At 18.7% G+C, this 1,453-nt stretch carries 1 protein-coding gene and 1 pseudogene; both read right to left on the minus strand.

Annotated elements, in window-relative coordinates:
- Nucleotides 1-366 (minus strand): annotated as a pseudogene (locus tag AB6A63_RS02225) (hypothetical protein); the annotation flags it as partial.
- 19 nt (nucleotides 367-385) lie between these two features.
- Nucleotides 386-1,324: a hypothetical protein gene (locus AB6A63_RS02230; protein WP_370431063.1), complete on the minus strand. Its 939-nt coding sequence runs from the start codon at nucleotides 1,322-1,324 to the stop codon at nucleotides 386-388.
- Nucleotides 1,325-1,453: the final 129 nt, after the last annotated feature.

Consider the following 1,453-nt stretch of genomic DNA (forward strand, 5'->3'; position numbering starts at 1 on the left):
TTGATATTTGTGTGGATTGTTTAAGAAATCAATTAATTCTTTCATCTCTTCTTTTTCTTCTTTGTTTCCAGCGACATCTTTTAAAGTAAAAAGAGATTTTTGTTTATCTGAAACTTCAGGATTAGTGTTTAATTGACCTGAAGATTTATAAAGGATATTAAAAATATAAACAGTGAAAATCAAAGGATAAATTTCTTTAGTAATATCTAAGAAAAAATTAAAATATTGAAGAAATATTAAAAACAACTTATAAATAAAAATTGTTTCTTGAATAAAAGAAATTTTAACAGCGAATTTGATAATTGTATATAAAATAAATAAACCAATTAATATTTTGATATAATTAATTTTTTTTATTATTTTCATTTTATGGATTTTGTTACCTTTATTTTAACTTTTGACCTAATCTTGTGAATATACTATAATTTATATTTTCTGGATTATTTTGATAATCTTTTCTTATTATATTGTTTTCTTGGTCGTAATGAATAAATGTTTTGTTTATTGTTTGATTTGTTTTTCCAAAATTTTCTGTTTTTTCTTTTGAATCTAATTTATTATCAACATAATCATATTTTATTTTTTGAGTTAGTTTTTCACTTTCTTCTTGGGAGTTTTTTGTAAAAAAATTTTTTTCAATCAAATTACCTGTTTGATCATAAACATAATCAATATAATTGTTATCGTTGTTAAATATTATTTTTATTTTTTTATTAGTGTCATCTTTATACTTAAATGTTGTTTTATTAGTTATTTTAAAATCGCCACTAAATGTTGTTTTTGAAATATTTGATAATCTATTTAATATGTCGTATTCATAATCAGTAATTTCTGTAGGTTTATCAGGTTCATTTTGGAAAAAAATTTTTTTTGATTTTAATTTATTAGAGTTATTATATGAATAAGATATTATTTTTTTATTTCCACCATAAACAACCTTATCTTTTTGAATACGTAAATCGTTTTTATTATATTCATAATTTTTTAATATCGTATCTCTGTTGTTAAATTTTTTTGTTTCTTTATTTTTATTTTTTTCAATATCAAACGAATTTTCTATTATTTCTTTTTTTATTAAAAGATTTTTATTGTTATATGTCGAAATTGTTTGTTTAATCATTTCTGTATTATATTCATCATCTCTTATATTATCTGTTCGGATTTCGTATCTTGATGTAGGTTGTTGTAATTTTAACTCTTTATCTTGTTTAAATGAATTTCTGTCTAATATAATTAAAATTCCTAAAATTATAAGAACCAAACCTGATATCAAACAAATATTAATTATTTTTTTATTTTTTTGATAATAATCTTTGAACGACATTTTTTTATCCTTTCTTTAATATTTTTTTAGTTTGGTAAATTCAAACTTAATTTTTTTATCCTTTCTTTAATATTTTTTTAGTTTGGTAAATTCAAACTTAAAATAATTATAAATAAAAAAAAAAAAAAA

The organism is 'Camptotheca acuminata' phytoplasma (genome assembly GCF_041276565.1).
In the GTDB taxonomy this organism is placed as follows: domain Bacteria; phylum Bacillota_I; class Bacilli_A; order Acholeplasmatales; family Acholeplasmataceae; genus Phytoplasma.